This window comes from Symploca atlantica LB2515, assembly GCF_052546295.1.
In genome coordinates this window covers 1,221,704-1,245,193 of the sequence record NZ_JBQWMT010000001.1, presented here as the reverse complement: position 1 = coordinate 1,245,193, position 23,490 = coordinate 1,221,704, and the positions used below count along the sequence as shown (strand labels likewise).

The following is a 23,490-nucleotide window of genomic DNA, read 5'->3' as shown; positions in this document are numbered from 1 at the left end:
TCTGAATATCTTGCTCCCCACCAATGTTGGCTGTATACTTCCCTATCTGGCAAATGTCATCATAGAGATAGCACTAGAGGAAAACATCAGCGCCGCCTTGAAGTTTCACTCCTTGAGAGCTCCGTCCCTAAACTACTAAGTTACATGAAAGAGCTTGAGCCTTCAGAAAATCCCGATCTTGAGCAATTGCAATTATTTATCTACCTTATTCCCGTTATGGGCTTTTTCCCCTCACTGTGGACTTTGTACCGCCGTCAGGGGACTGCCAAACAACAAGCCGTCAGTCGCTTATCAGTTACCTTAGCTTTTGGTTGGCTGCTGGGCTATATTCTATTATCTACAGGGGTGCAAGGTTCGGAGTTCTGGAATATTCGTCTGTTATTCATCAATGGTATGCTCACCTCTGGTTATTTTTTAGTGAGTGTTGGGTTGATGGTGCGTTTGTGGCAACGCAAGCCGCCTAGTCTTCCCGGAATTAGTGGTGTCGCTCAGGGAATTGTGCGCAAGCATTTATCCTAGTTAGGGACTCCAGCTTTTCAACTTTGCCGCTAGGGAGTGAGGCGGCTTTTGCTTAGGGTTTGTTTGACGAATTCCTTAAACTCTATCTAGTATTAGCTCTAGCATTTGCCGGATTTGGGGGCAAACTGTCTGAAAAACTGCTATGAGTGTTTAGGCTAAACACTTAATTTCAGATCAGGGGTGTTAAGCGTTAGTGCATCTGCGAGTTATCTTGAGAGATTCCCGTTTTTAACTACACGTGTGTGAGGAAGGCAAGTGCAAGGTCGAAAAACTTATGAAAAATCCAAGACAGGGCAGAAAAGCGATCACTCTGCAAAAAAAAAGACTGACCCGGCAAAGAAAAAAAATTGGTTTTGGGTATGGATGGGCTTTTCTGGGGTAGCAGTCTTGTCGGCAACGGCAGGAGCTATGCTAGCGGTATCGCTTTCTAGTGTGCCTCTGCTGCAAAGTAGACTGTCTGCTGCTGAAGATGCGTTTTTTTCTAAGACTAAAAGTATTTCCCGCAATAGTCTGCGACTGCCAGAGTTGACTAGACCAGTTAATATTTTGGTTTTAGGAACCAAAGTTCTGACCACTGACTTGTCTCAACCACCCGCTGAAGATCCAGGATACCAAGCTCTGGTCAATTCTTTTGATGGTCTCTCAGACACGATGCTTTTGTTGCGGTTTGACCCAGAGGGAGAAAAGTTAACGGTTCTCTCTTTGCCCCGCGATACTAGAACTAATGTAGATGGAATAGGTCTCACTAAGCTCAATGCGGCTAATTACCATGGCGGGCCTGCACTAACAGCGAAAGCGACAAGTGAACTACTAGGCGGCGTTGGCATTGACCGCTACATCCGGGTAAATGTTCAGGGTGTAGAAAAACTCATAGATGCTTTAGGGGGTGTCACTTTGTACGTCCCTAAGGATATGAAGTACACAGACCACTCTCAGCACCTCTACATTGACCTCAAAGAAGGTAAACAGCACCTCAATGGTGAGCAAGCCATGCAGTTTTTGCGGTTTCGCTATGACCAATATGGTGATGTCGGACGGGTACAACGGCAACAACTGCTGATGAGGGCCTTAACGGAACAGGTACTTAATCCCACGACTTTGGCGCGAGTACCGAAAATTCTCTCGGTAATTCAGTCCCACCTTGACACCAACTTAAGTGTAGAAGAGCTAGTTGCCCTGGTAGGTTTTTCTGTTCAAACAAAGCGCTCGGATATGCAAATGTTGCTGTTACCGGGCGAGTTTAACGGAGATGGGCGTAATGATGTTAGCTACTGGTTGCCTGATCGAAGCCGTATCCGACAGATGATGGCTCAGCACTTTGACCAAGGCTATAGCTACGGTAATCAAGTGGAACCAATATACCAGCGTGTGGCTATTCAAGATAGTACCGGAGAACCAGAGGCAGTCCAAGCTTTAGTCAACATACTCCGGGAGGCTGGCTATCGCAATGTTTATGTGAGCGATGCCTGGAAGGAACCTTTGCGAACTACTCGCATTGTTGCTCAACAAGGAGATGATAGCAGTGCTACTGCCCTCCGTGAATATTTAGGATTTGGAGAAGTCCGTGTTGAGAGTACGGGTTCCCTCTCCTCCGATGTCACAATTCAGTTAGGTCAAGACTGGTTAAGCCAACAAGCTTATTCTGAAAAGCGGTTGAGCAGTTCCTAGGCAATAGTAATGAGTAATAAGTAAGAAAGCCCGAAGGTAAGCGAATGGACGGTAAACCATGCTTTCGATGCTTTCGAGTGGAAGGAAAAGAGAACGTTGACCAGAATATTAGTAAAAACACCTAAGTAGGCGGGCGAAATTAAACGTAAAGATGGTAATTATTGCCTAGTGAGCGCTTTAGCTCTCAAGTAAGGGTTTCAAATCGCTAAAGCGCTTACTAAAAACGTCAGTTTATTTATTACCTATTACCTATTACTTTCTCTCCCCCTGCCTCACTAATCCCTAACGTTTCTTGGGACGCCCTAGAGTAGTGATATAAAGAACTGCCTCATCTATGGGGATGCCCAAAACTTCATTTACTTGGTCATCAAAAAAACCCGCAATACCACTCACCCCTAAACTCAGATGGGTCGCTGCTAAATTAAGGCGTTGCCCCAGATGACCAGCATCCATGTGAAGATAGCGGTAGGCGCGATCGCCAAGTTTTTCCACGGCTTTGTTTAAGTCAGCAGTATGAAATACGATCGCCCCAGCATCTCTACCTAACTCTTGCCAAAGACACAAGTAATGCAATTCTCGTCGGAAGTTTTTAAACCGAATCTGCCGTAACTCTTGAGCTGTGGGTGCATAGTAATAGCAGCCTTCTTCTAAGTCTGTTACTCCAGAAACCGCCACAAAAGTTTCAATCAAACTCAGATCAAAATAATCTGGTGAACCATCTAGCCCTTGCTCAACGTAGTGCTGGGGTTGGTAAGTGAAATCCAGTAGGGCTTTAAGTTCTGCTAATGTTAGATTTTCTCCATTGTAAGCACGGGTGGAACGCCTTACGATAATCGTGTCTTCTAATGGCTTTAGAGGCAATCCTGTGTTGGTTATCTTACTCCAATCAATCGGTTGAGTAACCGTTGAAACTTTGGTGCAGAAGGGAAAGTTATACTTATCTTCTAATTCTCCCTCTTTTGCCTTAGAGCTTGACTTTTCCTGCTGCCAATTTTCGTCTTCATCCTCTATTTCTGTGGCACGGTGCAAGTAACCCAGCAACTCTCCGTCAGGAACTTCTGGATATTCAGTTTGAGTTGCAGAAGGCAAAATATTTAGGGTATTAGGCAGATTTTTTTGTCCGCTTAGCTGGTCTACTAAGGGAATCACGCTGATTGCACCTTCGATTTCTGACTCAACATAGAGCAGATTATTAACCTTCTCATCCGCAAAGCCACCAATCAGATGAGGTCGGTAGTTAGCGATCGCACCAGCTAGTTCAATGTTGCCGAGTAGATGACCAGTGTCTAGAAAAATTCTTCGGTATGCTCGGTCTTCATAGCGCCAGGCCGAGCGGTAAAAGACCGCTGTAGTTACAATTGCCAGTTCAGTATACTCTAAGACTGGGTGCCTGAAACAGGCTTCTTGCAAAGCGTTCCACACCTGATTTTCCCAAAAATGCACCAGTGAATGGTTACGACACTGATAGTTATATAGTCCTGCTGGCAGTATGGGGGTGCCACGAGAAATTAAATACACTTCAGCGGGGTATAGTCCCCCGGCAGAAGGCGCTGCCCTTAGATACACTGGTGAACCCATTGCTGTGGCCATCTTGGCGGTCAAGCCATAGCTTAAAAAAAGTAGCTTTGATAGCCGCTGCCATTCCTTACCAGATTCATCGGGAAACACGGAAGGGTCTTCTCTCAAGTAGGGCTTCAGGTCGAAGTTGGCTCCGACTTTGTACTCTTTAAAAGGTACGGGCTGACTCTCCCAGTCTAATCCCTTACTTTTTGAGGTGAGTGTCTCCGGATCGTATTTGGTGCGCTCGTGGTAGTGCTGAGCAATTGATACTTGCCGTTCCGACATGGTAGTTTCAAGACCTTTGGAGCTTCAACTCTCATCTTTACACTTAAGAACACCTCCTACTTGCCACAGGACAGAAACGACGATGAGTGCTTCTAGTACTAGACTATAATTTGTTGTCAGATCGCTAACTTAAGAAGTTGGTAATGAGTCACATAAAACTTTAATTGTAAAAATATACCGGAAACAACACCAAGATAAGCTTGAGGCAGTTGATAAATATTAAGAAAAACCAAAGAAAATGTATATTTTGCTACAGCGTTTTAACTTATATGAAAGTACTTGAGTATAAATACGGATTGACATTGCAGTAAAGGAGTAAGGGCAGTAGGCTTCCAGACCACAAGCACATAATGAAGAAAATTCACACAGCAGATTTACTGGCTCAGTACGCCAGCGGCAAAAGAGACTTTAGTTACGTAGACATCAGTGAAGCTCACTTGTTTGAAGCTAAATTACAAGGTATTGACCTTACTGGCAGCAAGCTCAAAAAAACCTACCTGCCCTACTCTAATTTAAGTCAAGCGGAGCTACCAAAAACTCAATTCCAAGCAGCCGAGTTGAGTAATACTCAGCTTTACCAGGCAAATTTATCTGAAGCGGATCTTCAACAAGCAAACCTTTTTCGAGCATCTCTACGTCGTGCTAATCTGCGGGGGGCAAATTTGCAAGGTGCTAATCTACAAGGGGCAGATTTAGCCCATGCTGACCTCAGCAGCGCCAACTTAAATAATGCGAACTTGAAAGGGGCTAACCTGGCAAAAGCAAAATTAAATAAAGCCAATTTGAGCGGTAGCAACTTGTTTCGCGCCCAAAACGCCAACTTGTCTCATGCCTATTTAGACAACTTAACTATTCATCCTGACGGGCATCGAATAGACGACTCTCAATCGGATGAAAGTTTTGCATCAGAAGATGTTTGAGTCTTAGTTTGAGGCGGTTGCTTTTTGAGTTGGATGTAGGCAAACCAAGTTATAGCACCTAACACCAACAGATAGGGACTATAAGCAACAAGCCAAATTGTCAAGCGCAGTAAATCAGAGGTAAATTCACCTACAGATTGAGTTGCGTTTTGCCAAGTGTCGTTAACTTTTGTACCTAGAGGTGCTTGGTTCGTTGTCGTGAAAACAGAGGCTTCTAGCTGCAAGTTGATGGTGGAATAAGCAACTTGGTTAGTTAAGTTTTTTAGTTGTGCATCTATTTGCTCAATAGATTCCCTAACTTTACTTAGCTCTTGGGCAACTTTAAGCACATCCCCGACAGAGCCGGAACGCTCCATAATTTGTAGTAAAGAGCTTTCGGTTTTCCGTAAGTTTCGCAGTCTTGCTTGGACATCGACTAACTGATTGGTAACATCTTCAGCAGTGAGGTTGCGATACTCTACAGTTCCCAGTGTTGCTAGAGCTTCGAGAGTAGTTTCTAGCTTGTCTTGGGGTATGCGAATACGCATTGATGCTGTGTGGCGACGGTTGCTATCTTGGGGTTTATTGTCCTGCAAGCCAAGTAGATCTCCCTGCTGTTGCTTGACTATTTTTGAGGCTTCTTGAAGAGTGTCATCAATGGAATTGACAACCAGGGAAATATCAGCAGTTTTGACAAGTTGAGGGCGAGACTGTGGTACTGGTTCTGAATTTGGTGTAGCTACTTTTGCTACGTTAGCTGGTTCTGCTACTGGTGCGTCGGCTGTCAGTGGTGCTGACAATTGAGCCTTTTCTTGTTGTAGCTGCATTTCACTAGCAGAGTTACAACCAACTAAAAGAATGCTTCCTAGCAGGGGAGTTAGGAATAATGCGGGTTTAATCAAGGAATGATGCGAGCGATTCATCGGACGCCCTCAGCTATATATCGCTAGTATGGCTTAGCAATATGTCGGACTGGGGATAGTTGCAATTTAGGTAACAAAACTAACCGTATTATGGTCACAAGATGACAGGAAGCTGAAGCAGCAACAAACGCTAAATTTATATATGGATATTGCAATAATGATGCTGTCACCAGCAGCAGAAATTATGAACCAAAACATCAAAGAAATTGTAACAAGACAAGCCTTGGCTTGGGAAACTGCTAATGCTAACAAAATTATCGCAGATTTTGCAGAAGATGGTTTATTTGTCACACCTGGTGCTACTTTCCAAGGTAAACAACAAATCAAAGAAGCAGTAGAGAGCTACTTTGCAGAATTTACAGATACTAAGGTAAAAATTAAACGAATTATTAGCAATGGCAATCAAGCAGCCGTTGAGTGGGATTGGAGTGAAAAAAACAAAAAAACGGGTGAGATATCTAGGGCGGAAGATGCAATAATTTTTGAGGTAGCAGGAGGCAAGATAAAATCTTGGCGAGAATATATTGATCAGAAGTCACCAAGCGATTAAAAAAATTGCTTTATTGAAGACTTTTAATTAAGCTGTCTAATTCATATTGCATCTGACTGCGGACTTGTTCATCGCAAGCATCCACATATTCGCGATCGCTGGCAGCAGTGCGTCCGTACTTTTCAAATACAATTGGCGCACAAACACGGGTATGAATCTGCACTGGTAGAGGAATATTCATTAAAGGACCAATTGCTAGTCCCCAAGGCAACCCTAAGTAAATGGGAAACACACCTATTTCTGGGCCTAACCATTGGGGAAAGCCTCGTGGGTTTAATTGTCGTATTTGCTCGTAGATATCTGCTATAACAATCAGGGTATCATGAGCTCCGTGAGAAATAATTGGCACGATGGGCACCTCTTCTCGCAGTGCTAGTTTAATAAATCCCCTGCGCCCTGCAAAATTAATCTGATCTCGCTGGCTATGGAGACGGAACATATCTTGAGCTCCCCCTGGATAGACGAGTACTGCGGCACCTCTTTGGAATGCTGCGATCGCCATTTTCGGGTGAGCTATCACTGCCCCCACTTCGGCAGCTAACTTAGCGGAGACTGGAGATTGCCAAGCAAGGGGATGCATCAGCCCATAAGCAGGGCGTTCATAACCAAAATTACGGAACCAGTCATACATAAACATTGAGGTGTCCGGTGATGCCAAACCCCCATTGTGGGAACCCACGATTAGCACCTTACCTTCAGAAGGCATGTGTTGCCAGCCATCGGTTTGCACACGAAAGTAATTTTGGTAAAACCATTCGATGATGGGGATCCAAGCTTTAATTGCTTCGGGATTTCGTTCGTCTAATGACCAACCATTAAACCGATGCCGAGAGGCTTTACCCTCACGAGAGGGAACACTGGTGAAAAGCTCAAAGGAATTAAACAATGCTTCTGAAGTACTACGAGTAACTATAATTATCCCTCTTAGGATAAGCAGATCTGGAGTTGACTGGCAAACTTGAGCTATATCTCTCAAGCTTTAGTTGCTATTCCTTTATACATGTAGGAAAAAATTTTGGGAGTTTTCGGAACATAAAACTTCTCCAGCTTCACGAGAGGAAAATATTTTTTAATCAACTGTTCAATATTACGATTGAGATGACAACCGTCACCGATAACCTTTTGCACTGGCGTTAAACGGTTTTGCCAAACTTGGACTTGGGGTTCGTTACTTAGTCCATGCTCAATGAAAAAGAATTTGCCTCCCGGCTTGAGGACTCGATAGATTTCTTGAAGGGCTTGCTCTACATTAGCAATGCTGCACAATGTCCAAGTGCTAACAACGCTATCAAAGGTATCATCAGCCATTGGTAAATTTTCTCCATTGAGGACTCGATTATCTACCCTTAGGCTGCAGGCTTGTATCCGTTTTTGTGCTTTAGCGTTCATGCCAGAGTTGGCATCAATTGCCGTTATTTTTTGAAGGTGTTCGGGGTAATAATGGAGATTCAATCCTGTTCCCAAGCCAATTTCTAAGACTTCCCCAGAAACCTCGGATAAAACTTCTTGACGGTATTGAGCAAGGCTCGGATCGGACATACTCCAATCTAGGAGGTTAGGAAGAATAACTTGTGAGTAGAAGCCCATTGATCAACTTTTTAATCAGTAACGCTATTAGCAATCCTCGATGACGCTGGAGAAAACTTAACCACAGATGCACAATAGATAAGATAGGCAGTTTTCAAAATTCGTCTAGGACTGTTATATCAAAGAGTACAACTAAATTATCGCTCATAAATTCGTGCTGTTGATTCACCCAATTGGACGATTAGAAATCGGATGATTGCCCACTTGCAGTTTCAGTTTAGTAAAAATGCTGAGTAAGTGAATTAAAAGCCAAATGCTTCACTAAGTTGATAACTTACTCAAGGTACTTTACTAGTACCTTGTCAACTCTGCCTTAAGCAGTATCTCTTGCCCGAAAAATTTCAGGGAATAGCACTAGTTAATGAGCTGCCAAATCTTAAATTATCAGCAAAGTTCTGGGAGTTTCCTCAGAATGAGTGGCACAAGTAAAGGCTTGCCCCAAGTTTTAGGGTAAGATTAAGGGCTGCAGTCAATCACAACGTTTGCAGCAAGGAGATGTTACTATGGCCCGGATGTTTTACGATTCTGATGCCAACTTAGACCTACTCGCCAGTAAAACTATTGCCATCATCGGCTACGGTTCTCAAGGCCATGCCCATGCTCTTAATCTTAAAGATAGTGGCATGAATGTCATTGTTGGACTTTATCCGGGTAGTAAGTCTGTTGCCAAAGCCGAGGGAGCAGGCTTAAAAGTCCACTCGGTTGCAGAGGCTGCCAAAGCTGCTGATTTGATCATGATTTTATTGCCCGATGAGGTGCAAAAAACCATTTATCAGCAGGAGATTGAGCCAAACTTGAAAGAGGGCAATATCTTAGCCTTTGCCCACGGTTTTAATATTCACTTTGGTCAAGTTATTCCCCCGGCTTCGGTAGATGTGATCATGGTGGCACCCAAGGGGCCAGGACATTTGGTGCGGCGGACTTATGAACAGGGAGAAGGTGTACCCTGCTTGTTTGCTGTCTATCAGGATGCTACAGGTCAAGCACGCGATCGCGCTATGGCTTATGCTAAAGGCGTTGGTGGCACTCGTGCCGGCATCCTGGAAACTAGCTTCCGTGAAGAAACAGAAACCGATTTATTCGGAGAACAAGTAGTATTATGCGGTGGCTTGAGTGCCTTAATTAAAGCTGGTTTTGAAACCCTGGTAGCTGCTGGCTATCAGCCAGAGTTAGCTTATTTTGAGTGCCTCCATGAAGTGAAGCTAATTGTTGACTTGGTAGTGGAAGGTGGATTGGCAAAAATGCGCGATAGCATCTCTAATACTGCTGAGTATGGAGACTATACCCGTGGCCCTCGAATTGTTAATGATCAAACCCGCGCCGAGATGCGTAAAATTCTCAGTGAGATTCAGTCCGGTCAATTTGCCCGAGAATTCGTATTAGAAAACCAGGCAGGTAAACCAGGATTTACCGCGATGCGGCGTCAGGAAGCTGAGCATCCTATTGAGGAAGTGGGTAAGGATTTACGCGCAATGTTTAGTTGGTTGAAGAAAATTTAATCAATTACTATTGGAAGACAAGAAAGAGAACTTTATTCTTAGAAACTAAGCAAAACTGGCTCCCTTGTCTTCTGATACTTTCTTGTTTTTTGTCTGTAAAGACTATCGTTGTAAGCTATCTTTTCCCTTAGTTTAAGCAGATAGAAATTAAGAGTTGCCCAGATTTATTGCCCTTGCTCCTGTTGTTTAATTGCTTCTTCAGTACGCTGATAGGGGTCTTTTGGTTCTCGCTCTGGGAATAAGCCGATTAAGAACTGATTGATACTAGTTCGAGTGTTCTGGCTTACCGTGCCTAGAGGTTCGGGAAGAAGACGATCGCCGATTAAGATAAACAGCAATGCCAGAAACAAAAGCATTGTTACAGTAGTCTTGGGACGCACAACTTTCTCCAATTTGAGGGGACTAACAAGGCTTACTCTGATGTTTTCAGTAGTTTCCCTCAAGCAGATAATCCTCGATTAATTCTTGAGCAACAGTTACAAATTAAACAAAGCTGGGCGTTTATGACTCCAAGGTTGGGCTGCTTCCAACTGAGCAGCTAAGGAAATCAAAGTTGCTTCTGCTGCGGGGCGTCCCACTAACTGTATGCCGACAGGCAAGCCATTGGTATCAAAACCAGTAGGAATCGCGATCGCAGGTAATCCAGAAGCATTAAACGCTGGACAGGGGGCAACCCAAGTAATAATCTTCTGTAAAGTCTCCTCAGGACTCAAATCAGCCCACTCGCCAACACGAATCGTTGAATGCATATAGACGGGCAATACTAAGACATCAAAGACTTCAAAGAAAGCAATAATCTTGCGTGAAATAACTTGCATTTGTTTAACTGCTTGCAAGTATTCCCCAGCAGAACCGCACTGCTGACCAATCCAGCGATTCACTGGCCCCATAGTTTCAGGAGGCAGTCCCGTAGCAGCGACACCTGCCTGCCAAACTTTAACAAAGGGTTCAACCAAGCCCTCGAAATCAGGACAACCAGGTTCGAGAATGTGACCAAATTCCTCTAAACGCCCCGCCGTTTCTCTTACTGCTTGCTGACAGATCTCTGTCGCTTCACCAATTTGAGGAATTGAGGTGGAAAAAGCAATCCGTAATTGTTGAGGTGTTTGACCAGTGGCATCAAGAAAAGACGTTTCTGGGTCAGGCAACCAGTAAGGGTCTCCGGTAATATATCCAGATATTACATCCAAGAAAGCCGCAGCATCAGCAACGGTGCGAGTGAGGGAACCATTAGTAGAAATACCGTTTTGATGGTCACCTACTGGTGCATGAGAAACTCGACCCCGCGATGGTTTAAAGCCTACCAATCCGCAGCAAAAAGCTGGTCCCCGTAAGGAACCACCGCCATCAGAACCCTGAGCAATGGGGCATAAACCTGCTGCTACTGCTGCAGCGGCGCCACCACTGGAACCCCCCGAAGTGTAGTCTAGGTTCCAGGGATTCCGAGTTGGGGGAACTCCAGGTGGTTCGGTGTAGGGCAGAGAACCTATTTCTGAGGTGGCTGTTTTACCAAGAATGACGAACCCAGCCTGCTTAATTTTGCTGACTACGCCGTCATCGTAGTCAAAGATTTTGCCCCTCATTAAGGGTGTTCCATAGGTACAAGGCATCCCTGCTACGGCATTGAGATCTTTAATGGCCGTAGGTATGCCAAAAAATGGTGGCAGTTCAGTAATATCTTGAGTTTGAGCCAGTTGTTGAGTCTTAACTCGCGCATCTGCTAGAGCCATCTCGGCTGCGACGGTGAAGTAACTGCTCAACTGGGAATCCAGCCGATTAATACGCTCAAGGTAAAGTTCTACCAACTCCAGGGGCGACACTTGCTTAGTGCGAATTAACCGCGCTTGTTCTAGAGCTGTCGTGAATGCTAAATCAACTTGATCCATTTTTTGATTCCTGATCAATTATCCGTTGATGATCTAAAGTTTAAAGTTAGGGATACTCAAAGCCCACTTGCTCTCTTTTCGGGGAAGCTTACCAAAACATGTGATTGAGGAAGTAACGTAACGGTTTTGGCTCTGAAGGTTCTTGATAGTCTCCTGGCAAAAGTGCCATTAGTGAATCTTCCAGAGCCTCTACAGCCTCTGCCACAGCTCGTGGTTTCGGTCGCTTTGACCGGGGGAAACGCAACGGTTTACCAAAGCGGATGGTTAGTTTCTTGCGGAAATACAGGTCGTGCACACCAATCAGCGCCACTGGCACAATGGGTACACCGGCACGTAAGGCATAGAGTACGGCACCGCGTGCTAACGGCAATTCTAGTTGACCTTCAATATGACCCAGCTTCCCTTCGGGAAAAATAATAATCCCATCCCCACGGCCAAAAATCGCTTGAGTTGCCCTGTCGATGCGTCGCAGAGTATGTATATCTCCGCCAGTCGGTACATCTTGTTCAACCGCTGCTGCCAAGTCAGCCAGATCTTGGTGTCCTGCCTGAGCCTGTTCAATCACCGCTTTCTCTTCACCCCAGCGGCGTTCTAGGGGAATGACGCCCCCGGAATGGCCGAGGATGCGACGCTTCCACCAGTGGTTATACAGTGTCCGAGCATCGCCAGGGATGTAATAGTAGGGATGCGCTGGCACCTCCGATAGTATGAGAAACGGGTCGATATGGTTGAGATGGTTGGCTGCCAGCATCGCGGGTTCTTGGGGAATCCGTTCCGGGAACTCGACTCTGACGCAAAACAGGCTGTGCATCAGCGATCGCAGCAGACAGCGACGTAGCCACCCACTAACTCGACGCTCTGAGCCAGCCTCAGCGATCGCATCGGTATTGCTCAGCGCTTCCTCAATCGCTTGGCGCACTCGGCTATCACGTGCTGCGGCTACCCCCTCTTTCACCCGCTCAATTTTGGCTGGTGTAAGTGGCTGTGGGGCATTTTGTTGTATCTGCTCTTCGGGCGATTGGGTACTCATTTGAGCCTGCCTTGGCGGAACTTGCAGCCCATGATCTGGTGGGAGTTTCAGAAAAATCTGGTCGGATCGCTGATATTGGGCTTCTTTTGTAATTGTCTCAACCTAAGATGGCATCTATCGTGGCGGTAAATTTGATAGAACAGTTTCCTTTTTGTCACTGTCTCTTGGTTATTGCTTTAGTTCTCAAACCTTATGCCTTCTGAAATGACGGCTGCTCAGATGAGACATCTTAGTAGACAGTTACCTAACTGGCACAAACATCAGGAAATCTGCTATTTAGTGACCAAATTTTTCCCCATCTTCCGGATAATTACCGGCTTCTCTGTAATAAAGAAATGGTAGATGCACCCTGTATTCATCTTCCCGAGTTACCACAGCTCGGGTTTTTTTTTGCGATAATTTCAGAGGCTGTTGTTAGCTATCTAGTATTTCCTAAACGAGGAAGACAAGGGAGTCTGTATCAGCTGGTTCTGGATACTAAACTTCCTTGTCTTCTAAGTATTGTCTGTTTTTTGTGAGGTGAGCCTGGTACAACAGAAGATACAGCTAGCTTTGACCCTCGTATTGCAGCTTAGAGCGGACGGCTTTTAAAGTTTAGTTCGGTCGGTCAAGATTTCATAGCCATCAGTTGTTACCAATACAGTATGCTCAAACTGGGCTGATAGGGCATTATCTACTGTAACTGCTGTCCACCGGTCAGATAGGGTGCGGGTGAATTTAGATCCGGCATTTAAAATCGGTTCGATTGCTAAAGTCATCCCAGCACGCAGCTTCACATTTGCCATCTCACGAGTACGGAAGTTGAAAACTGATGGTTCTTCGTGTAGGTTTCGCCCCACACCATGACCTGTAAAGTCTTCAACTACACTAAAGCCATTCGCTTTCACATGATCTTCAATTGCACCAGCAATGTCGAGTAAATAAGCGCCGGCTTTGACTTGTTCAATTCCCTTGTAGAGAGTTTCTTCTGCTACTCGAATTAACTTGGCTGCGGCTGGTGTTACTTCCCCAACTGGAATGGTAATGCAAGAGTCACCGTGAAATCCTTGATAGTAAGCACCGGTGTCAACCTTGAGAACATCGCCAGCACGAATTACTTTCTTAGAACTAGGAATACCGTGCACAATTTCCTGATTGATGCTGGAGCAAATAGAAGCTGGAAAGCCGTGGTAACCTTTGAAGCTAGGTGTTGCTCCCATCTCCCTAATACGCTTTTCCGCGTAGGCATCTAAGTCAGCAGTTGTGATCCCTGGTTCAACCCTCTCAGAAATTTCTTTGAGTACTGTGGCAACAATCTTCGCCGCCTGCCGCATAATTTCAACTTCACGCTCAGACTTGATTTCGACACCCCGGCGTTTTTTGATGCGAGGAGTTTCAGCTGGTTTAAAAAGCAGGTTACTCAGAATGTTCATATAAACAGATATCTCAAATTAGTGCCTCACCAGAGATTGAACCCAACTGCCTCAAGGACTCTGCTTTAGCACCTGGTGTTGAGGGTCGTGGACTTCACCAAAATTCCTAAGTAAGCGCCAATCCCTCGGTGAGGTTTCTCTTTAGTGTAAGATACTTTGGCTTATACTATAGCAATCCTAAATAAATTGTAAAAACTGCATATTTGCTCTCTGTAAATCTTGTGCTTATCTGTGGTTAATTTTTTTCACGAGTCATTTAGTTATCGCCCTAGATTACCCTACATTTCATCAAGAAAAGGATAGCTAGAGTAATTTTCTCGTCACCAGATTTCTCTGATAAAATCTCTAGTTTAACTTTCTCCTACTGAGCCGCGATGACAATTTCTCCAGTCATACCTGCTTCTGTATGACCTGGTATAGAGCAATGAAGTTTGTAGCTTCCAGGCTTCATCGGTACAAAAACCCACTCGGCTTCTCCTCCAGGCTTCAATTCTAGCTCGTGGATTGCTCCTTTAACTTCTACTTTGCCTGCTTCAACTTTTTGAGTCCAGCTAATATCTGCAAAGTCTTTAGCTGTGAAATAATGTTTTTGGGGACTGGGATTGTCTAATATAAGTTTGTAGCGAATACCGGAAATAAACTCTAATTTGCTGGGAAAAAACTTCAATTTATTAGCACTACTACCGAGGCTGACTTTTACCTCAGTTGCGGGCTGACTGAGTAAATTGCTAGTAGTGTTGAGAGATGGTGCTGCTGTTGCAGAAGCTCCAGAAAATAAACCGATCCAAATTATTAATCCTGATATTAATCCTAGGCAATAATTAATCCGTCGCCGTTGCCAAATATTTTTCCTCAAATTAATTAACTCCATAGCCTTTATGACAAAATTTGGTTATTTTAAAAACTTATTGAGTCTTTCCTAAAACTCGTAAAAACTCTAGGGGCAGTCCATCAGCATCGGCAATAAAAGCCACCTCGTAAACGCGATCGCCAATAATTTGTTGGGTTGGCTTTAAGAGAATTACCAGGGGCTGAAACTGTTCTGGGTTCTGACTTGACGCTTCAGCAAAGCTTTTTTGTAGGGAAGCTAACCAGGTTGGCAAGTCGGTAGAAACATCCGTTAGGTCAAAAGACAAATGGTAGTAACCAACATAGTGTTCATCTCCAAAAGCATCTGGTGCAGGTTTCGGTTCAGGAATTTGGATGAGTTCAATTCTTCCGCCTAGTCCCTCTAGCCAGCAAGCCAGGGTGATACCAGCGGTGAAGCGTTCACAGACAGTAAATCCTAGCTTCTCGTAGAAAGCGATCGCGTGATGAATATTGGCAGTGCGAATCGAAGCGTGATGCATTGCCTCGCACCTTACTCAAATAATCGGAAGTAGGGATAACGTACAGGGATACCCGGTTCTTTTTCTAGGTCGAAGTTAATTACTCCCCAGCAAGGTTCTTCTTCTGCCCCCGGACTAAATTCTACTGGCAAGCCATACAGCCTAGGTCGTACTGGCTCTGAGGAACCGCGCCAAGGAGTGCTACGTTCCAGGTAGGCACTAACTAACTCTCGATAACGATTGGCAATAATTACCCTCGTCGCCCGGTAGCCTTGAGTATATAGTCGGTCTAGGGCTTCGTGAATTTCAAAACGAATGCCGTCAGGATGGGTGTGCTGTCTGTACCACTTACCGTTCCACTGACGCCAGTGACGCCCCGATTGTAAATGAATTAGTTCCCCAGTTTTCGGATCTGCTTCAAAGGCTCCATGGCGGGAACACAGATAGGTGTCAGTCAATGTTAGTGCCGGAATTGACTGACGACAGTGAGGACAATTAATTTCTGGACCAAATATGGGGTACTGCAATGCTGTGTTAATCATTAAGTGCTTATCCGCATCTTTGGCGTGTGCGCTAGTACCTGTGGCTCTATCATTATAGAGTAATGACGATTGCAACCACTCCTTGTTAATTATTCTTGGGAATGGGGAATAAAGGTCTGGTAGCCTGGCGAAAAACTTAGCTAAGTATCAAAGTAAATTATCTATTCGGTCAATATTCTGAGGAGTTAATGTCTTACTGGTCTCCCCCTGATCTTTCTCAAGCTGCTTTTGTTGCCCCGAACGCGACGGTCATGGGTCAGGTATTGCTATCTGCTGGGGTGAGCATCTGGTACGGTGCTGTGGTGCGGGGAGATGTGGAGCGCATTGAAATTGGTGAGCGAACTAATATTCAGGATGGCGCAATTTTGCACGGTGACCCCGGCAAACCTACTATTTTGGAAGATCACGTGACAGTTGGTCATCGAGCTGTCATACATTCGGCTCACATTGAACGAGGAAGCTTGATTGGCATCGGTGCTGTGGTATTAGATGGTGTGCGCGTCGGTTCAGGTAGTATTGTGGGCGCTGGCGCTGTAGTTAGTAGAGATGTTCCGCCTATGTCCTTGGTAGTCGGAGTGCCAGCTAAACGATTGCGGGATATTTCGGAAGCTGAGGCGAGAGAACTACTCGAACATGCGCGGCATTATGAAAAACTGGCTCTAGTTCATGCCGGAAAGGGAACTGATTTAGGCTTTGCCAGGTCTGACTAACTTCTCGCGTCGCAGTTTTGAAGTTTTCTAGCAAACTGTACCAATTTGCTTAAAAATATAAATATGATAAAGCTTCAATAAACTTTAGATATTAAGGGAGACAACAAAAAAATGGATTTTGATTGGCGCGTATTAATAGTTTTGGCTCCTGTCCTCTTGGCAGGCAGCTGGGCAATATTCAATATTGGTGCTGCTGCTTTGAGACAAGTGCAAGGCTTTATGAATAAATCCTGAGCAGCACTGGCAGTAGCAGAAAAGCCAGGTATTGCTCTGATTGTGCAATACCTGGCTTAAACGATTCAGTGGCATGAGTTACTAAGTTCAGTTAGCTTAGTTGCCCCTAATCCCTTCTCCAGTCTGGAGTCGGGATCAAGGGGAGCCATTTTTAAGTTAACTTACGCTCAACCAGCCTTTTCTAACTGATCTAGGCGTAACCAAATATTCGGGGTAGGCACTGCACCAAACTTGACTAGTGCATAGTCACCCTTGGTATCCATAACTTCCCCATTGGTTTCAAATAGATAAGGCGAAAAACGTGAGTCGCTCGCCTGAGCTTCCAGGCTATTTTCCAGCTTTTCTCGAATAGCTCGAACCATAGTCCCTTTTTTGATTGCGTCTGCCATAATTACTGCTCTGGTGTAACTCCTCGAATCCTGTTCATTAGTTTAAGACTAGTTAACAATTAGAAATTAGTAATTAGTTGAGGCAAGAGTCTCTGCTTTCTAGTGCTGGCATTGAGGGCAAAAGTGAGACGAGCGTCCTGCTAACTTAAGACGCTCAATCGGCGTGCTACAAATACGACAGGGTTCTCCCGTGCGACCATATACCCAGGCAACACCACCGTAGTTGCCATTAACACCTAGTACGTTGAGAAAACTACTAAAGGTAGTCCCTCCACTCTCAATACTAGTTTGCAAAACCTTAATGATTGCTCGGTAAAGACCCTCAATCTGCTCTAAATTCAAAACAGCGCCAAGGGTTTCCGGTCTAATACCGCTCAAGAAAAGGGCTTCATCTGCGTAAATATTACCGACTCCTGCCACTATGCCTTGATCGAGGAGTAAGGTTTTAATGGCGCGCTGACGATTTCGGAGTTTTTTGGTGAGGTAATCAGGAGAAAATTCAGCAGAAAATGGTTCGGGTCCAAGTTTTTGGAGACCGGCAATGATGCTTTCTGGTGGCTGTGATGGCGGCACCCACCACATCTTACCAAACGTACGGGTGTCAACAAAGCGCAACTCCCGACTTTGTGTAAAAAACAATCGCACTCGCGTGTGTTTTTGTAGTGGTTCGTCTTGATTGAGCCATAGCAATTGACCAGTCATGCGCAAGTGAACGCCTAACCAACCGGCATCACTCCTATCTGGCGCGGTAAGTTTTGCCAGTAAGTACTTACCACGCCGCTGCCAATCGATGATAGTGACGTTGTTTAGTCCCACTAAAAACTGATCCGCAGAAAAGGGGTAGGCAATGCTACGAGAGAGCAACACTTCCCCACCCCTGATTTCTTGTGCCAGAGTGACTTGATTTAAGCCCAGACGGACTGTTTCAACTTCGGGCAGTTCTGGCACGATTTACCGGGATTCTGTACCTTGGTTGGGGTCGCCTTCGGTCTGTCCCCCAGCTTTTGGCGCTTCACCTGCTTTGGGAGCTTTGGCTTCGAGACCAGTAGTACGAGCTTTAGCAGCAGTTGTCGTTTCCTTGCCCTTAGAAGCAGGAGACTTTTTACCCTTAGGCGCTTCAATCTCTACGAGTTCACCTTCAGCAAAGTTATTGGTATTGATGCCTGAGTAGTTAACCTTATCAAAGCGAACAATTACTGGGTAGATAATACCGCTCTTATCTACAGTAGCGACTGTTCCGACATCCTGATACCAATAGGATTCTTTTCTGAGGACGCGAACTGTTGAACCACGTTGAACCATAAAAGTTTATCCCTTTTGTGCTTGTTTTACAGCGTACTACTCGCGGTGAGTTATCTGTTAAGCCCTGTCTTTAAGTTTTATGAATGTTTACCTATATTGAAACAATAGGAAACATTTTCGAGACAGAGGATTAATCTCTGACTCAACTTTTCCAGTGTACTTTAACGAAATGCGAGGGTCGCTCCCAGAGGTCTGAGGTTGCTGTAATCTCTTCAATTGCCAGGTTAAAAGGGATCGAAGTAGTTAGATATTTTTGAGCCAGACTACCAACATCCGGTGCTATTTGAGTGGCTGTGGCTGTCGCCAAACCCAGACCAAGCATTTGCTCAATCGGTCCCCGTGGCAAAACAAGATGAGCGCCAAATGCCAAGACCGCAGTGAGGAACATTCCGACTGAGAGATTAGTGCCGCAACGCGGATGCACTGCTAAGTCCCATTCTCCGCTGGTGAGGCGTTCTAAAGCAGTAGGTACGGCTCTTTTCAACTCAACCAGCTTTACCTGGCCGTAAAGATAAAAGCCCTCTTCAGTAGATAATCCGCCGATGGCGTCATTGTTTAACTGGCGATTGTTGGGGGAAGATGCCGTGTAACCAAGGCGAGCATTCTCAGCCAGAACCCAAACAGTTGCGTGTTCTAGAGCATGAACCTGACGCAGCATCAGCATTTCTTTTAGCCCTGGAACAAAAGGCAGTTGCTTGAGTAGGTCACTATCCTGCGTAGGTTGCGGTGCAACAAAATCTACGTCCCAGAAATTGCCAGTTTGAGCAGAAGCCGTATTAGTCATGGCAGTACTACTCCAAAAGTGTGATTGATTAACAGAAGTTTTTCAACTTTAACCTTCGTCTGAGTTCAGTTTTGTGAAACTTAGTGAAGCCTCAAGAAAGTAAGCGACGTTTACTCTCTTTTCCTACGAGGGAAAGAGTTTGGGTTGGATCACGAGTTAGTGGATTAAAAGGAGTTTGAGAGAAATTAGAGGAGATGCTTTACCTTTATAGTTTGTTTTTCTTCTTATAACGTCAAGAATTTGTAATAATCAAAGTAATATACTACCATTGCTTTGTTGCCACAATAATCGAGTCAGAAACTAGCCCTTTGCTTTCCACAAATCCAGGCTGGCTCCCACTCCAATCAAAAAAAGGAGTCAAAGTAATGATGACTTATAAAGACAGTCTCAAACCTTGGGCAATTGTCCGTCTACTTCCCTCCGCGCAATGGATGGTTATTGGTCGCTACCGCTCCCGTTCAGATGCTCAATAACATCTCCACAGTTATGCCGTCAGCAAATAGACAAGATTGAGTTTGAGGCCGTGTTTGATCCGCCTAGTTAGGAAACTATTTCATCAGATGGTGCTGGTAAAGCACAGCAGTTAACATCATTGATACAAACTTTGCCCCATCGTAAAGCCCAACGCACTAGTGCCACCCGATTATCTGTAGATGTCTTTGTCAAAATATTGCTGATATGATTATCAACAGTGCGCTTGCTAATTTCTAGCTGCTGGGCAATTGTCTGATTGCTTAAACCAGCGGCTACTAATTCGATAATTTCTACTTCGCGGCCTGAGAGAGACGCGGGTTTGTAAGACTCGCCACCAGTCATAGGTCTTTTGCCCTTGGTATATCTGCGAAAAAAGTAATGCTAACGCTTATAAATATTGTAACTAGTATTTGTACTTATCGGGTACTCAAGCTCAATTTTCGGGGCATCTAGATGAATTGGGATCGTGTACAGAAAACGACTATTAGCAGACTCAACTATTAGCAGGGACAACCATCACTGCTTTGGCATAAATTGTTAAGATCGAGTAATGATTTTCCCATTTTTGAATATTTATTGCGATAAGCTAAAAAGCCAACAGGATAATCAACCCAATAGACTTGTTACACAAATATAAAGAAACCTTAACCCTTACTTATCATTTAAGTAAGGTTTGTGGCACATAGGCTAAAAGCTTAGAGTAAGGAGGTAATTCTTAGTTTTGCGTCCATTGATCGGCAGTTGTGCATTTGAGTTATTGATCAATAAAAACATTAATTAATATTAAAAATAGCTTCTTTGGGCTCAATAGAGATTAGTCCAAAAAAGTCCCACAAAAGTAAGCCACGAAATTATCAAGTTTTGATTTCATCAAGACTCTGCCACTAGTTCCTTCCTGGCGCTTAAAGTTTAGATATAAAGTAAACAGATTGGGTTAGTATGGCTGGAACGGTTAAGCCTCTGGTAGTCTGGAAAAGTCGAGATGTATGTAGCTGTGACTAATCCTCGTGTTCTCTGCCTTGGTGAGATATTATTTGACTGTCTAGCAGATCAGCTGGGAAGATCGCTAGAACAGGTGGAATCCTGGACACCATATCCAGGAGGAGCTCCAGCTAATGTTGCCTGCGCTTTGGTGAAACTGGGTACCCCCGCAGGCTTTATCGGCTGCGTAGGTCAAGATGAACCGGGAAATAACCTGGTGCAACTGTTGCAAGAGGTTGGGGTAGACAGCCAAGGCATCCAGCGCCATGCAACGGCTCCGACTCGGCAGGTTTATGTGGTACGTTCCGACAAGGGTGATCGCGAATTTGCTGGCTTTGGTGAACTAGACACCACACAATTTGCCGATGCCTTTCTCCAGGCATCCCAATTACCAGAATCTTTATTTGTAGATGCTGATTTTTTGGTTTTGGGAACTCTAGAGTTAGCTTATCCCCAAACTCGCAAGGCAATTGCTCAAGCTTTGCAATTGGCAGAGCAGTATGATCTCAAAGTGGTCATGGATATTAACTGGCGTCCGATGTTCTGGCCCGACTCTAATGCGGCACTGCCGTTAATTCAAGAGCATTTAAAGCATGTAGATTTTCTTAAAATCGCCAAGGAAGAAGCCGAGTTACTATTTAATACCGCTGATGCTGGTGCCATTGTCAATAAGCTTGATTCGGTAGAAGGCGTCTTGATTACCGACGGAGATCAAGAAGTTAAATACTGCCTCAATGAATACGAAGATAAGTTACCAGCTTTTTCAGTAGATGTTAAAGATACCACTGGTGCTGGGGATGGCTTTGTTGCCGGTTTTATCCAGCAGCTTTGTCAGCACGGACTAAAGTGTCTGGCTACTGCTGAGTCAACCAGAAATGTGGTTAAATATGCCAGTGCAGTAGGAGCACTGACAACTTTGAAACCAGGAGCAATTGCAGCTCAACCAACAGCAAAAGAGGTAGGAGAATTTCTCAAAGCTTGTCCTTAACTCAACCTCTACTATGGTTGTGCAGAAGTTGTGCAGAAATACTTATGATAATAAAAGTCAGGAGTTTTCTTTATTGGTAAATTTCTGTTTTTTAAGAGCAGTTAAGGTGAATACTCCTCCTACCTCCGAACTTCTGAAAATAGCTACTTTCCTAAGAGTAGTCCGTAAAAAACTATTGTGCTGTTTGGTTATCTGTTAGTGATGGAGTAAAAAATTTTCTCATGTCTGACACAGATTATAACCAGATAAGGTCTTTCAGTCATTTTAGTGATTGGTGCTGGCATCAAGCAAGTCTTTCCCCAGAGGCAAGACTCACCGTCGAAGCATTGTTAGATACAGTTAATACATCTGATTGTGAGACAGCTAATGAGGAACTCTCAAGTCTCACAGAACTTACACTCTACGATGCTCATATCTCTGACTTGAGTCCCCTACAATCTCTCACTAACCTGACTGAGCTTGAGCTTTTTCGTAACGAAGTTTCCGATCTTAGTCCACTACAATCTTTGAGTAGATTAACAACTCTCTCTATAAGTAGCAGTCAAATAAAAGATCTGAGTCCACTGCAATTTTTAACCAATCTAATTGCCCTTTCTGTACACGGCAATCAAATTACTGACCTAGAATCGCTACAATCCCTGACTAAGCTAACTAAATTTGAATTATTTAATAGCCAAATTGCTGAGCTAAAGCCACTGCAATCTCTGGTTAATCTCACTGAGCTGGAATTGGTCAATAATCAAATTGCAAATCTAGCTCCACTGCAATTTTTAATTAACCTAAAGACACTCTGCCTGTTCAACTATCGCGGTTATCAGATAAAGGATATCAGTCTTCTCAAATCGCTGACCAGCCTGACCAACCTTGACCTCTCCCATAACCAAATTAGTGACCTTAGTCCGCTGCAATTTCTAACTAATCTTACTAAACTAAATCTCTCTAATAATCAAATTAGTGACCTTAGTCCGCTGCAATCCTTAACCAAGCTGACTAACCTTTGCCTTGATTGCAATCAAATTGCTGACCTCAAACCACTGCAGTCACTGACGCATCTTTCTGTTCTCCGTCTTGGTAGTAATAAAATTAACGATCTTAGTCCATTAAAAACTCTGACTAACCTCACTTTTCTTTATCTTGACGGTAATCCTATTGATAACCTCAACTCAGTGCAATCTCTGAGCAATCTCACTATTAAAGTCCGAGATCAGGAACCAGTCAATATTAGCTTCGAGAACTGGATTAAGTATATCTTTGATCACTCCGTTACTATTCCAGCTTGGTATCAAGATAGTTATGATGATTGGCTAGTAAGTATGCCGCCAGCAGTCACAGTAAAATATCTCACCAGAACCTTTGAAAATACTAAGGAAATTTGTCAACAATTCTCAGATGCTCAGCTAGAGCAAGGTTTATGCTATCTAGTCAACAATTCTTGCTCAAATCATCTTTTGGCAATCTTAGACCAAAGTGTACCCTGGCCGGACAGACAACGTTGTATCCGCTCAATTTTTACTCTATTTGAACAGTGCTTTGCCAAAAAATGTTCCCCTCAATTGTCCCCTCTCGATCAGCCTTTAGCAGAGCAGGAGCAGGGAGTAGATAGCCACGAGACTAACCCTCTCAACTCTCTATGCTACATGTGGTGGGATATTTTCCCTTACTGGGGAAATCCAGAAGATACCGATCAGCGTTATGTAGATGAGGAATTTTTCCAGGTCATGGAACAGATAATGCATCTTGATGCAGATGCTTGTCGTGAGAGCGCCCTGCATGGATTGGGTCATTGGTGGCATCCAGCCTACGAGAACAAGATAGCAGCAACTATTGAACAATTCTTAGCTAATAATCCCAGTATTCAACCAGAATTGGAGAAATATGCTCTACAAGCGCTAATTGGTCAAGTTCTCTGATGCCTTGACTATCTTCGTAACTAGCAGTCT

25 protein-coding genes are annotated in these 23,490 nt (G+C 44.3%); 9 read left to right on the top strand and 16 right to left on the bottom strand.

Annotation, left to right across the window (positions count from 1 at the left end; genetic code table 11):
• Positions 1-144 precede the first annotated feature (144 nt).
• Both ACT7WV_RS05335 and ACT7WV_RS05330 read left to right on the top strand, forming a co-directional pair.
• A complete protein-coding gene (locus tag ACT7WV_RS05335; RefSeq protein WP_445101904.1) occupies positions 145-519 on the top strand; it encodes a hypothetical protein in 375 nt (124 codons plus the stop codon).
• Positions 520-774: 255 nt separating this feature from the next.
• Positions 775-2,187, top strand: coding sequence for an LCP family protein (locus tag ACT7WV_RS05330; RefSeq protein WP_445101903.1), 1,413 nt, complete (start codon positions 775-777; stop codon positions 2,185-2,187).
• Between the two features lie 282 nt (positions 2,188-2,469).
• Here the strand turns inward: ACT7WV_RS05330 and ACT7WV_RS05325 are convergent, their stop codons facing one another.
• Positions 2,470-4,032, bottom strand: a complete 1,563-nt coding sequence (locus ACT7WV_RS05325) for a SagB/ThcOx family dehydrogenase (RefSeq protein WP_445101902.1) — start codon at positions 4,030-4,032, stop codon at positions 2,470-2,472.
• Between the two features lie 350 nt (positions 4,033-4,382).
• Between ACT7WV_RS05325 and ACT7WV_RS05320 the strand changes: the two genes are divergently transcribed.
• Positions 4,383-4,952, top strand: a complete 570-nt coding sequence (locus ACT7WV_RS05320; protein WP_445101901.1) for a pentapeptide repeat-containing protein — start codon at positions 4,383-4,385, stop codon at positions 4,950-4,952.
• Here the strand turns inward: ACT7WV_RS05320 and ACT7WV_RS05315 are convergent.
• Positions 4,916-5,854 (bottom strand): DUF4349 domain-containing protein, encoded by a 939-nt coding sequence (locus tag ACT7WV_RS05315; RefSeq protein WP_445101900.1) that lies wholly within the window; start codon positions 5,852-5,854, stop codon positions 4,916-4,918. The genes ACT7WV_RS05320 and ACT7WV_RS05315 overlap by 37 nt on opposite strands.
• Before the next feature lie 142 nt (positions 5,855-5,996).
• Here ACT7WV_RS05315 and ACT7WV_RS05310 point away from each other — a divergent pair, with 142 nt between their 5' ends.
• A complete protein-coding gene (locus tag ACT7WV_RS05310) occupies positions 5,997-6,404 on the top strand; it encodes a nuclear transport factor 2 family protein (RefSeq protein ID WP_445101899.1) in 408 nt (135 codons plus the stop codon).
• 10 nt (positions 6,405-6,414) lie between these two features.
• Here ACT7WV_RS05310 and ACT7WV_RS05305 read toward each other — a convergent pair whose 3' ends face one another.
• Both ACT7WV_RS05305 and ACT7WV_RS05300 read right to left on the bottom strand, forming a co-directional pair.
• Entirely contained in the window at positions 6,415-7,290 is an 876-nt protein-coding gene (locus ACT7WV_RS05305) for a lysophospholipid acyltransferase family protein (protein ID WP_445101898.1), read from the bottom strand.
• 86 nt (positions 7,291-7,376) lie between these two features.
• Entirely contained in the window at positions 7,377-7,991 is a 615-nt protein-coding gene (locus ACT7WV_RS05300) for a class I SAM-dependent methyltransferase (protein ID WP_463424145.1), read from the bottom strand.
• A 503-nt stretch (positions 7,992-8,494) separates the two neighbouring features.
• Between ACT7WV_RS05300 and ilvC the strand changes: the two genes are divergently transcribed.
• Entirely contained in the window at positions 8,495-9,490 is a 996-nt protein-coding gene (gene ilvC, locus ACT7WV_RS05295; RefSeq protein WP_445101896.1) for a ketol-acid reductoisomerase, read from the top strand.
• Positions 9,491-9,654: 164 nt separating this feature from the next.
• Here ilvC and ACT7WV_RS05290 read toward each other — a convergent pair whose 3' ends face one another.
• From ACT7WV_RS05290 to ACT7WV_RS05260, 7 genes are all read right to left on the bottom strand, one after another.
• Complete coding sequence (locus tag ACT7WV_RS05290; RefSeq protein WP_445101895.1) at positions 9,655-9,933, bottom strand: hypothetical protein; 279 nt, start codon at positions 9,931-9,933, stop codon at positions 9,655-9,657.
• A gap of 33 nt (positions 9,934-9,966) precedes the next feature.
• Positions 9,967-11,376, bottom strand: a complete 1,410-nt coding sequence (locus ACT7WV_RS05285; RefSeq protein ID WP_445101894.1) for an amidase — start codon at positions 11,374-11,376, stop codon at positions 9,967-9,969.
• Positions 11,377-11,464: 88 nt separating this feature from the next.
• Complete coding sequence (locus ACT7WV_RS05280; RefSeq protein ID WP_445101893.1) at positions 11,465-12,406, bottom strand: lysophospholipid acyltransferase family protein; 942 nt, start codon at positions 12,404-12,406, stop codon at positions 11,465-11,467.
• A 587-nt stretch (positions 12,407-12,993) separates the two neighbouring features.
• A complete protein-coding gene (gene map, locus ACT7WV_RS05275) occupies positions 12,994-13,818 on the bottom strand; it encodes a type I methionyl aminopeptidase (RefSeq protein ID WP_445101892.1) in 825 nt (274 codons plus the stop codon).
• A gap of 361 nt (positions 13,819-14,179) precedes the next feature.
• On the bottom strand, positions 14,180-14,689 hold the full coding sequence (locus ACT7WV_RS05270; protein ID WP_445101891.1) for a plastocyanin/azurin family copper-binding protein: 510 nt from the start codon (positions 14,687-14,689) through the stop codon (positions 14,180-14,182).
• Positions 14,690-14,723: 34 nt separating this feature from the next.
• Positions 14,724-15,167: a VOC family protein gene (locus ACT7WV_RS05265; RefSeq protein WP_445101890.1), complete on the bottom strand. Its 444-nt coding sequence runs from the start codon at positions 15,165-15,167 to the stop codon at positions 14,724-14,726.
• A gap of 11 nt (positions 15,168-15,178) precedes the next feature.
• On the bottom strand, positions 15,179-15,688 hold the full coding sequence (locus tag ACT7WV_RS05260; RefSeq protein WP_445101889.1) for a TIGR02652 family protein: 510 nt from the start codon (positions 15,686-15,688) through the stop codon (positions 15,179-15,181).
• A 188-nt stretch (positions 15,689-15,876) separates the two neighbouring features.
• Between ACT7WV_RS05260 and ACT7WV_RS05255 the strand changes: the two genes are divergently transcribed.
• The gene (locus tag ACT7WV_RS05255; protein WP_445101888.1) at positions 15,877-16,398 is read left to right on the top strand and encodes a gamma carbonic anhydrase family protein; all 522 of its coding nucleotides are present in this window, start codon (positions 15,877-15,879) and stop codon (positions 16,396-16,398) included.
• Positions 16,399-16,509: 111 nt separating this feature from the next.
• Positions 16,510-16,632 (top strand): photosystem II protein Y, encoded by a 123-nt coding sequence (locus ACT7WV_RS05250; protein WP_445101887.1) that lies wholly within the window; start codon positions 16,510-16,512, stop codon positions 16,630-16,632.
• Between the two features lie 167 nt (positions 16,633-16,799).
• Here the strand turns inward: ACT7WV_RS05250 and ndhO are convergent, their stop codons facing one another.
• The 5 genes from ndhO to pedR form a co-directional block, all read right to left on the bottom strand.
• Entirely contained in the window at positions 16,800-17,021 is a 222-nt protein-coding gene (ndhO, locus tag ACT7WV_RS05245) for an NAD(P)H-quinone oxidoreductase subunit O (protein ID WP_445101886.1), read from the bottom strand.
• Positions 17,022-17,120: 99 nt separating this feature from the next.
• Positions 17,121-17,969 (bottom strand): DNA-formamidopyrimidine glycosylase, encoded by an 849-nt coding sequence (locus ACT7WV_RS05240; RefSeq protein WP_445101885.1) that lies wholly within the window; start codon positions 17,967-17,969, stop codon positions 17,121-17,123.
• Positions 17,970-17,972: 3 nt separating this feature from the next.
• The gene (locus ACT7WV_RS05235) at positions 17,973-18,323 is read right to left on the bottom strand and encodes a photosystem I reaction center subunit IV (protein ID WP_445101884.1); all 351 of its coding nucleotides are present in this window, start codon (positions 18,321-18,323) and stop codon (positions 17,973-17,975) included.
• 142 nt (positions 18,324-18,465) lie between these two features.
• Positions 18,466-19,107: a DUF6391 domain-containing protein gene (locus ACT7WV_RS05230; RefSeq protein ID WP_445101883.1), complete on the bottom strand. Its 642-nt coding sequence runs from the start codon at positions 19,105-19,107 to the stop codon at positions 18,466-18,468.
• A 540-nt stretch (positions 19,108-19,647) separates the two neighbouring features.
• Entirely contained in the window at positions 19,648-19,923 is a 276-nt protein-coding gene (gene pedR / locus ACT7WV_RS05225) for a photosynthetic electron transport-dependent transcriptional regulator PedR (protein WP_445101882.1), read from the bottom strand.
• Between the two features lie 640 nt (positions 19,924-20,563).
• Between pedR and ACT7WV_RS05220 the strand changes: the two genes are divergently transcribed.
• Both ACT7WV_RS05220 and ACT7WV_RS05215 read left to right on the top strand, forming a co-directional pair.
• On the top strand, positions 20,564-21,550 hold the full coding sequence (locus ACT7WV_RS05220; RefSeq protein ID WP_463424144.1) for a carbohydrate kinase family protein: 987 nt from the start codon (positions 20,564-20,566) through the stop codon (positions 21,548-21,550).
• Between the two features lie 221 nt (positions 21,551-21,771).
• A complete protein-coding gene (locus ACT7WV_RS05215) occupies positions 21,772-23,460 on the top strand; it encodes a leucine-rich repeat domain-containing protein (protein ID WP_445101881.1) in 1,689 nt (562 codons plus the stop codon).
• Positions 23,461-23,490 lie beyond the last annotated feature (30 nt).